Origin of the sequence: Shewanella fodinae (genome assembly GCF_014651955.1) — a bacterium.
Classification (GTDB): Bacteria; Pseudomonadota; Gammaproteobacteria; order Enterobacterales; family Shewanellaceae; genus Shewanella; species Shewanella fodinae.
On sequence record NZ_BMXW01000003.1, the window covers coordinates 135,694 to 145,513 of the forward strand.

The 9,820-nt window shown below is 49.5% G+C and carries 7 protein-coding genes; 1 reads left to right on the forward strand and 6 read right to left on the reverse strand.

All coding sequences use genetic code 11. The annotated features are described in order from the left end of the window. Nucleotides 1–19: 19 nt before the first annotated feature. Nucleotides 20–778: an IS4 family transposase gene (locus IE064_RS04520; RefSeq protein WP_229799853.1), complete on the reverse strand. Its 759-nt coding sequence runs from the start codon at nucleotides 776–778 to the stop codon at nucleotides 20–22. A gap of 496 nt (nucleotides 779–1,274) precedes the next feature. On the opposite strand from IE064_RS04520, the gene IE064_RS04525 reads away from it, so the two are divergent. Beyond that, nucleotides 1,275–3,536, forward strand: a complete 2,262-nt coding sequence (locus IE064_RS04525) for a hypothetical protein (protein WP_229799854.1) — start codon at nucleotides 1,275–1,277, stop codon at nucleotides 3,534–3,536. An 81-nt stretch (nucleotides 3,537–3,617) separates the two neighbouring features. Here IE064_RS04525 and IE064_RS04530 read toward each other — a convergent pair whose 3' ends face one another. The 5 genes from IE064_RS04530 to tldD form a co-directional block, all read right to left on the reverse strand. Beyond that, entirely contained in the window at nucleotides 3,618–4,757 is a 1,140-nt protein-coding gene (locus IE064_RS04530) for an ABC transporter permease (RefSeq protein WP_189616815.1), read from the reverse strand. Further along, nucleotides 4,754–5,914, reverse strand: a complete 1,161-nt coding sequence (locus tag IE064_RS04535; protein WP_189616817.1) for an ABC transporter permease — start codon at nucleotides 5,912–5,914, stop codon at nucleotides 4,754–4,756. Before IE064_RS04535 ends, IE064_RS04530 begins: the two co-directional genes overlap by 4 nt. Continuing rightward, complete coding sequence (locus tag IE064_RS04540; RefSeq protein WP_189616819.1) at nucleotides 5,914–6,891, reverse strand: HlyD family secretion protein; 978 nt, start codon at nucleotides 6,889–6,891, stop codon at nucleotides 5,914–5,916. The genes IE064_RS04535 and IE064_RS04540 overlap by 1 nt, the downstream gene beginning before the upstream one ends. Next, nucleotides 6,881–8,281, reverse strand: a complete 1,401-nt coding sequence (locus tag IE064_RS04545) for a TolC family protein (protein ID WP_189616821.1) — start codon at nucleotides 8,279–8,281, stop codon at nucleotides 6,881–6,883. The genes IE064_RS04540 and IE064_RS04545 overlap by 11 nt, the downstream gene beginning before the upstream one ends. An 85-nt stretch (nucleotides 8,282–8,366) precedes the next feature. After that, nucleotides 8,367–9,815: a metalloprotease TldD gene (gene tldD / locus IE064_RS04550; protein ID WP_189616823.1), complete on the reverse strand. Its 1,449-nt coding sequence runs from the start codon at nucleotides 9,813–9,815 to the stop codon at nucleotides 8,367–8,369. Nucleotides 9,816–9,820 lie beyond the last annotated feature (5 nt).

The following is a 9,820-nucleotide window of genomic DNA, read 5'->3' on the forward strand; positions in this document are numbered from 1 at the left end:
CTGGTATATCCCATCACTCTTAAGACTTCNTGTCATAATCGCTGTATGACGCCAGAATGTCGTATCTAAATTTGGACTTAATGGGCGTGAGCCAATGGGTATTTTCGCCACCGCCTTGCCAGCTTGAAAAGAGTTCTGCGGACATAAAGCCGCGGTCAAACAGCGTTAAAGAGTTTTCTGGTGCAGAGCCGACAAGTTGTTGTGCATAAGCGATTTCACTTTCTGTCACAGGGCCAAAAGCCGCATCGGAGACTAAATGTGTTTTAGTGGACATCAAGGTGACTGCAAGCACTGAAGGAAATGACGCAGATTTTTGAGCATAGCCAAAGGTACGATTACTTTCAGTATCATGGGTTTTGAAGTACGTTCCGTCCACGCTCATCAGTTTCAAACCACAGCACTGCGCGAATTCACTTTGCTTATCCCATTGAGCCGCCGTGAGTTTGAACAGATAACGCATGGGTTCAAAGCCCAGTTTTTCTTTGCCCTTAATGATGCTACTTGTCGCCAACGGAGGAAGTTCGCCTTTGGCATCAGGGAACGCAAGTTCAAGTCTGTCACAAACCGTTTGAATAGAGCGGTCTCGTAACAGACCAATCCCTAACACAAGCCATACCGCTTGCTCGGCAGGAAACCGGCGCTTACGGACGGAAGCTTTACCTGTTTGCTTAACCGCCTCTTCCACCCACGCTAGAGGAATATGTTTAGCAAAGGCGTTGAGATGATGCTCTTGGCAAAACTCGGCGGTGATCTGCAACTCTTTAGAAAATTCGGACATAAAAAATCGGCCTCAACAATGTTGAGGCCGATTATGAAGTCTGCTCAGGATCGTTCAATTACTTAAAGCGATCGGCATTAGGCAAGTTGCCGGCGTTTTTCTGCTTAATCGACTCACCCCATCAACCATCGATATTCGTACGTTGTGACGTCAAAGTAACGCACTGATTTTTGCCAAAAACCTAGCATTAGCATTGGGATTTAACTTACTCATACAGTATGCAAGGGTTTACGCCAACAGCCACCTCGCACTGACACCACTTAGTGCCCGTCAGGCTTAACCACAATAGTCTCAACTCCAAGGGTTGCGCAAATTTTGCCTACCCGGTCGTCATTGAGGGTTAAACCTCAATTATCAGATTGATATCACATAACATTGTGTTCATCGACTATCAAAAATTCAAAAACTGTGTAATAACTAATCAGTAACTTCTTTTTTGTTAGCTACCTAGCAGTGTGTTGATTAGCCTATGATTCTATCTGAAGAGGGTCTTATTGTGCGTCAAAATAATTCTGATACCAAACCTGTAGCTAAGATCCAAACTTCGACATCTGCTGCGCTTAGTCGACGTGTTGTGGAACAGCAAGCTGCAGATGTAAGCACTGAAACCGATGCGTGTACATTAGCCGCTCCCACTCCAGAGAGTGAGCCAACACATTTCCATACCCCCACTGATTTTGACTTTGATTTCTATTACACACAGCCCGACATTTCCCGAATTCTGCAGAACCTTAAAAAGTTTCAAGCACAAATCTCCCCACAAGTAGATGGCAATGTCGAAAAACAAAACCAAATGCAGGCGTTCCCATCTATCTGTTTGATTGGTCTTGGCCGTTGCGGCTCCAATATTGCTACTGACGTAGCATTGCTGGTGCATGGTGCCCGTAATTTTTATCTTAATGAATTTCTGAAAACAGAAGAAGCAAACGCCAAAAAAATTGAAAAATCAAAATCTTTTAGTGGTGGCTGGCTGCAACGAGGCTTGAAACTTCATGGCACTGGGGCTAAGCCAGTATTTCTGATCGAACCGTTGGTGATGCTGGGCGATTTGGACAAAGATATTGAAGGGCGAGTACGTTATTCATCTAATGGTCGCGGCCAATTACTGGAGGATTATCATAAGCTGAAAATCATGAACTTCAGTGAAGTCCATGCAGGTGGTGCCGGTAATGCCCCCATTCTTGGTCAGTATCTGGCCAAAATTATTCTGAATAAAGATACCGAGCATTTCAGTAACGCCGATTGGCCGTTCATTCACTCTTATCTGGTCGATTCCTGTGGTATCAGAGCCAACCAATCAAGACTGTATTTTTATATTTTCAGTGCTGGGGGTGGTACGGGTTCTGGCATGGCCTCCGAATTCGGGCTAGCGCAGCAAAGCTCTTATATCCGCAAGACCTTTGATATACGGCCAGAATCTGATGTGGAAGGTCAGAATCAATCATTTGTTTTTGAACCGATTTTTACCAGTGGCATCTGTATTTTACCGACAATTTCCGCCTCGCCAGATATGTCTGAAGCGCTACATATCAACGCCGGCCGACTGTTATGTAAGTACCTGGCGGAAGAGTGGAATTTCTCTTACAACCCAGAAAACATCAATGACGAGTGCTACGACGTGACACAACGCGTCCGGCCATGGAACGCCATGATGTTGATATCTAACGACATCATGAGTTATGCCGAGCAAAGCAATGAAGACAACAGCCGTTATATTGATGTCAATTCAATGGAAAAATATGCCAATCAATATATCAGCCAGCAAATTTTCAACATTCTTAGTGCTCAGGCAGTCACCTCAGATTATGACGAGAATTACTTCCGCCGCGCAGGTATCAACATTGGTGAAACTATTCGTCTGGACGCCAATGATCTCTTTATGAGTCTGGCGGGACCCGTCGCAACGGCTTATGCGGAATCCGTTGTGCCCGACAACTCAACCGTCACCGAGGGACGGCGCTTATTTGAACATGACAAATCACGATTAGATATTGACGATCTATTCTGCCGCTCAATCGACTTACCCCATTTCAATAATAAAACCCAGGCGATCGAAGGGATCAGTTTATTACCCATTGCCGCAGCTCAATACCGTGAAGCATTGGCGAAATATCGCGAAACCGGGTTCAATGCCGATCATCTAAAAAATCTGTGTTTTTTCAATAGTTGCTCATCGGTGGTATGTATTGTGTCCTTGCCGAAGGATTACAAACTCTCCTATGTGGATTTAAATAAACTTAAAACCCACCTTAATAATCTGTTTCCTAACACCACGCTCAAACGTTATGCACTGGTCATTGGTGCTTCGGCTAATTTGTCATTAACCACTCTAATTGCCAAGAGTCCGTGTATGAGTGATGACTTCCTGACCTTGATTGTGGCCTATATCAAGCGCTGTTTTGCGCGTACAGAATATCGCTATGGTGATATGCTGGAAGAGGCAGTGTTAGAATGTATCCGTCAACCCGAATTTGACGATCAACGTTTAGACGAGATGTTAGATGAATTTGAAAATCCTGCAAAAATCCTTGATACCAATTGGCACGCGATAAAACCAATGTACGAAAAGAAATACCGTGAACTTATCCGCGATGCCAATAAATTTATCTCCATCAACGATATTCGCCTTAACCGTGAAGCGGTAAAAAATGCCATTAAATATCTTAGGGAAATCTATCGTCACCGCGTGAGTAAAACAAAAATTGTCAGTCTTAATAATTATGCTGCGGCAAAGATAAAGACTGAAACACCTGAATAGCTGGCAGGTATGCGCGAGAAACAACAAGCCGGAGCAATGACCGGCTTGTTTTTTATCTGAACGCGATTGGGTAAACAGACATCAGATAGGTAATTGCTGCAAACGGCGTTTCACGCCCCACCATGCCAAAGGCAGATAAAATAGCAGTAAGCCCCATAACTGTAGCCATCGGGGTTGTACCTGGCTCCAATCTGCGCCCATCTGATTGAGCTGCAGCATGCCCATAATGCCAGGCACCGCCGGCACCAGTTGTGATAACCACACCAACGGTTGCGGAATAAGTGTCAATGGCCAGACAAAACCACTGACAAACAAGATCGGCATGGAAGATAACAGCAATACCTGCGTTGGCAGATCGCGGCGATGAAACAACGTACTGAATGCTACGCCACAACAGGCCGTCGCCAACAGAAATGGCAGCATCAGCAGCAACACTTGACCGAGTGAGGCAAGCAAACCGACACCATACAAGTAGTAACACCAGCCGATATAAAAGGCACTGAAAAAGCAATACAGCAACGTGAAAGTGCCAATACGACATAACACTATGCCGAGCGGACTTAGCTGGTGCCAGTAACCTGACCGCTGCCACTGTCCAGCCCCCAATATGCCAGTACCAATCAGCAGCGTCTGATGCAAAATCAACAAAAACAGTCCAGGGATAACATAAGCCGGATAACCAAGTCCCTGGTTAAATACCGGCACCGCATTCAGCGATATTGCATCCAAGCTTTGCTCGGCTTTGGTAGGGTTCATCCCTTGCGCCAACATACCGCGTAACTGGATGTTATGACCAATATCCAAACCTGCCTGCGTCAGCCCCTGTACCACCGCCGAATAGATCAGGAAGTAACTGGCATCGCCGCCATAGCCTAGGGTAACTTGCTTGCCACGCAGCAACTTATGTCGAAAATCTTCTGGGATCACCAACATGCTGCTGGCACGACCGTCCACCAGCCACTGACGTGCTTCATCCATAGTAGCAGCGTAACCTGTTACACTGATCCCCGGATTCGCATCGGCATAGCGGATCATCTGCCGCGATAGCGAAGAATGATCCAAGTCCACCACCACCAGCGCCTGAGAGGTAGGTACATTATTCAGATAAGGGGACGGATACAAAATTGCATAGAAACTGATGCCACCAAACAAGGTCAAGGCAATCGCTCGGTCTTTAACCACCGACAGCAAATCCAGCCATATCCAGCGCCAGCAACTCATAGCAGCGCTCCCGAGGCTTGGCGTTCAGGCTGCAACGCCCGACCATAACGCCACGCAAAATACCAAGCAGGCAGCAATAACAATAAAAAGCCAAGATAGCTAGTACTTTGCTGCAACACGGTCGTCAATCCCAAGCCATGGTTGACAATGGCAATATGGGTTTCGATGTAATGGCTAGAAGGAATTAGCGCTCGCCACCACTGAGCTAGTAGCGGCATATTTGACGTTGGGAAGGTAACGCCCATAAACGCAAAGGCTGGCGCAAATAGCCCGGTACACATACTGATGACACGGGCACTATCAGCTATCACAAAAAACATCGCCTGCACCCACAACCAAACCGCAATCAGCATTATCAGTTGCGCCGGTATTAACCACAGCAGACTTCCAGCAATCGGCAAACCGATATAGCCGTACATCATCACCAATAGCAACACGCCATGCAGCAACATCAGTGGGGTATAGAATAGAAATTTCGCCAGCAACACCCGCGACAGTCCCAACCGATAACAGTCCGCCAACGATTGTTCTCGCAGCTCGCGATTAAGGCTATTCGCGTAACTAAGCATGGCAACCAACTGCCACAGAGCTATCAGCATCGGTGGCACCAGAAAACCCACATAATTCATATTACGGTTAAACAGCGCGGTACTTTGGGCTGCCACTGGCGTCAGTCGTACTTCAACCTGCGCCGGATTAACCCCCGCCGCGAGTTGTTTCACTCTGGAAATCTGCTTCAGACCATCCGCCAGCGTTAACTGCAACTGGCTGGATAACAGCTTACCCACCAGCAAAAACTGGCCGTTATAACGTAAGTCGATGGTGGGCTTGTGTCCGGTCAACAAATCGCGTTTCAACGCATATGGTAGCCGCACCACGGCAAACACTTCACCGCTGCGCATGGCGGCAACCGCCTGCTGGATGTCGGTATAGGCTATCGGCTCGGCTACCGAATTGGCATCAAGGTAGCGACCCAATTCGCGACTAACGCTGGAATGGTCTTCATCCACAATGGCGATGGGCAGTTGCCGTGGCAAGGCCGCAGAAAACAACCACCAGAGAAATAGAAAACCCAGCAGCGGTACATAGCTTATCAGGGCCAACTGCCAGCCATCGCGCTGCAGGGCGTGAAATTCCCGTCGCAGCAACTGCCACATTATTTATCTCCGGCCAACAACACTGACATGCCGACGCGCAGATCAGGGATCGGCTGAGTGGGTCGCAGTTCAACCTCAAAGGTGCGCATATCAAAATCGTGACCACTTTCGGTGGCACGCCAGGTGGCAAAATCCCCCATGACGCTGATATAACTCACTTGGTATTCATAATCTTTACCCAGCGCCGGGATGCGCAAGCGTTTTTTATCACCTTTATGGAACTGTGCTAACTGATCCTCGCGTACTTGGAACACCGCCCAACTGTCACTCATATCTACCAGCGTTACCACTGGAAAACCGGTCGGCGCCAGTTCACCAGCTTGCAGCAATACATCGGTAATTTCACCAGACTTAGGCGCCTTCATCTGACTGTCGGCCAGCACCGCGTTGACTTCCTGCACCGCCCCGGCTGCCCGTTTGGCATTTCCTGCTGCGGCCGCTTTTTGTTCATCTCGCGCACCTTCTGCCGCCATATCGTACATGGCTTTGGCAGCTTGCTCGGTATATTTAGCGGCTTGCCATTGCGTAAAAGCTTCGTCGCGTTTTTGTCTTGCCAACACCCCACCACTGAACAGATTTTCGACGCGATCGTAAGTAGTTTTCGCCAACTCACTGGCGGCCTTGGCTTTAAGCCACTGTTCTTTCGCCGCTGCAATCTGTTGCTTACGGGCACCGTTATCCGCTTCCTGCTGCATCGCTTTGGCAGCATCCAAAGCGCCGCTGGCCTGCGTCAGTTTGGCGTTGAGTTCAGGGCTGTCGATAGCAAACAGCAGATCACCAGCGGCCACTTCATCCCCTTTACGCACCAATACCTGCTCCACTCGACCGGCGACCTTAGAGGACACATTGTATTCACGCGCTTCCACCTGCCCTTGCAACAGGTGCGGTTTGGGGCTGTAGGCGAGGATCAGTCCATAAATCAGCGCGGCTGCCACTGCCGCCAGTGTCACTGTTGCCAGTAATGGATTAACCCGCATGACCTGTCTCCTGCTGCTTACTGTGTCCAATAAATTCATCCAGTTGTCCACTGACCGCCATCAAACGGGCGTAGGCCTGCAGATAACGATAATGCGCTGCCAGCGCCTTGGTTTTCACGGCGCTGAGTTTGATTTCAGCATCTACCCGTTCCAGCGAGGTGGATAATCCTTGACTGAAAGCCAGTTCTCGCAGCTTGAGATTTTCTTCCGCCAAGGCTTTGGAGCTTTCGAGGGCGCCTATCTCTTCCTGTGCCTGTAGCATCTGCCGATAACTCTGATCGACTAGCAAACTCAAGTCCTGCGTGGTTTGTGCTTTGGTATAACGCGCCTGCAGGAGGGCACTTTTAGCCGCCTGCACCTTACCGCTACGACCATCACGGGTGATCAGCGGGACTTTCACGCCAACGCCAACCATCCAGTCTGGTGTCATCTGCGACAATAACGAGTCATCTTCATAAAGGGTGTAATTGCCATAGAGGTACACTGTGGGCTGATACTTACCGTTTTCCAAATCGATAAGTCCTTTGGCTTGCTGCTCTTTGGCATTGAGCAACTTCAGCGCTGGATGTTGTTTCAGTGTCAGCTCTGTCAGTTGTGGTAGGGAAAGCGGATTCGACAACACGAACATTGGCGAGCTGATACTAGCATCAGCGTCATGCAGTAACCGCGACAGGGCAATATGTGCCATCTCATACTGACGTTTGGCGCTGCCAAGGGTAACCTCGGCATCATCCAGCGCGACCCGGGCATTCAGGCGCTCCACTTTGGCAATCTGGCCTTGCTGTTCCAGTTGCAATGCATGGTGATAGTGCTGCTGTAGAGAATCCACCAACTGCTGCTGGGTTTGCACCAGTGCCGCGGTCACACTCACGGCGTAATACCGGTCTACCAGCGTGGTAAACAGCTCACGCCGACTCAATTCCTGCTGTTGCTGTTCTTCAGCGACTTTAGCTTTTTGGATCCCCTGCGCCGCGGTGATCTGCCCACCGGTATAGATGGGCCACATCGCCTGCAAACTGGCACTGAAAATATCCTGTTCAGTAAATGGCGTAACAAACATGGAACCGGGGATAGAGCCGAGAAGCGCCGCGTATTGTGCCGGTAATGTTGTCACATCCAGCGATGCTAGGGGATTAAGCTTACGCAGATCCAGCTCCAACGGCTGTTCCATGCGGGTGTAGCTACCGTTGATGCTAAGTGAAGGTAGATATAAATCTTTGGCGGCGTCTCGTTCAGCCTCAGCCCGATGCAGTTGCTGATTATCAGCCGCCAGTTTATCGCTGACATTAAGCAGTCGCTGCCATGCACTGTCAAAGCTGAAATCTTCAGCAAAAACCGAAGGCAGCGCTAATGGCCACAGCAACAACCACATGAATCGCAGTCTTTTCATTCACACCTCTAGAGTAAAAACTCTAATTCCTTGTCGAATGATAACATTTACGCTTTTACCTTGCTACCAACTAACAACACACCGATTAAGCGGTGCCACCTACCGTGAGCCGATCCAACTTCAACGTTGGCTGACCAACCCCCACAGGCACACTCTGTCCATCTTTGCCACAGACACCAACGCCCTTGTCCAATGACAGATCATTGCCCACCATGGAGATCTGTCCCATGGCTTCTGGGCCATTGCCGATAAGTGTGGCGCCTTTGATGGCTTGAGTGATTTCGCCTTTTTCGATGAGGTAAGCCTCTGAAGCTGAAAACACAAACTTACCTGACGTGATATCGACCTGACCGCCGCCAAAATTGGGCGCGTAAATGCCCTTATCTACTGAGCGGATGATTGCTGTTGGATCTGACTCGCCAGCCAACATGTAGGTGTTGGTCATACGCGGCATCGGCAAATTCGCATAAGACTCACGACGACCATTACCGGTCGGTTGCTGTCCCATCAGCCGAGCATTCAGTTTGTCCTGCATGTAACCTTTCAAAATACCTTTTTCAATCAATACAGTACGATGAGTTGGTGTGCCTTCATCATCAATCGTGAGTGAGCCGCGACGATTGGCAATGGTGCCATCATCTACTACCGTGACTAACGGTGATGCCACCTGTTGGCCGATGCGGCCACTAAAAGCGCTGCTACCTTTACGGTTAAAATCGCCTTCTAGGCCGTGGCCCACGGCTTCATGCAGTAATACTCCCGGCCAGCCTGGGCCAAGCACCACTGGCATTTCACCCGCTGGAGCATCCACGGCATTAAGATTAACCTGCGCCTGGCGTACCGCTTCGCGCGCGAATGCAAAACACACGGGCAAACCGTCATCGCCACTAAGCATTAACGCATTGTAATCATGACGGCCACCACCACCAGAGCCACCGCGTTCACGTCGACCATTTTCTTCCAGGATCACCGAGCAGTTAAAGCGCACCAATGGCCGAATATCTGCAGCCAAGGTGCCATCGCTGGCGGCAACCAAGATCTCTTCGTAAACCCCGGACAGACTGATCACCACCTGGATAATTCGTGGATCTAGGCTACGCACATAGGCATCTGCCTGCTTCAGTAGCTGAATCTTGGGCGCCTCTGTCATCGCCGCAATCGGGTCTTCGCTCTGGTACAACGGCTTCACACCGCGCCGCTTCCAGGCGTGTACCTTGCCTTTGCCGCCACTTTGCGCAATGCCGCGAGCCGCCTCCACTGAGGCATTCAGTGCTGCGGGAGTGATATCGTCAGCATAGGCAAACCCGGTTTTTTCACCAGTAATCGCCCGCACGCCCACACCACGTTCGATGTGGAAACTACCCTCTTTGATGATGCCATCTTCCAGTACCCAAGATTCATGGCGGCTGCCTTGAAAATAAAGATCCGCAAAATCGACCTGATGTCGGTGAATACGCTCAAGATAGCGGTGCAGGTCTTCCAATGTCAGGCCCTGCTGCAGCAAACTTTGTCCCACTTGGGTTAACAATGACATGTATG

Bases quoted from the DNA above. Each gene is read 5' to 3' on its own strand.
- IE064_RS04540 (WP_189616819.1), bottom strand. From the start codon at position 6,891: ATGCGGGTTAATCCATTACTGGCAACAGTGACACTGGCGGCAGTGGCA.
- tldD (WP_189616823.1), bottom strand. From the start codon at position 9,815: ATGTCATTGTTAACCCAAGTGGGACAAAGTTTGCTGCAGCAGGGCCTG.
- IE064_RS04545 (WP_189616821.1), bottom strand. From the start codon at position 8,281: ATGAAAAGACTGCGATTCATGTGGTTGTTGCTGTGGCCATTAGCGCTG.
- IE064_RS04530 (WP_189616815.1), bottom strand. From the start codon at position 4,757: ATGAGTTGCTGGCGCTGGATATGGCTGGATTTGCTGTCGGTGGTTAAA.
- IE064_RS04535 (WP_189616817.1), bottom strand. From the start codon at position 5,914: ATGTGGCAGTTGCTGCGACGGGAATTTCACGCCCTGCAGCGCGATGGC.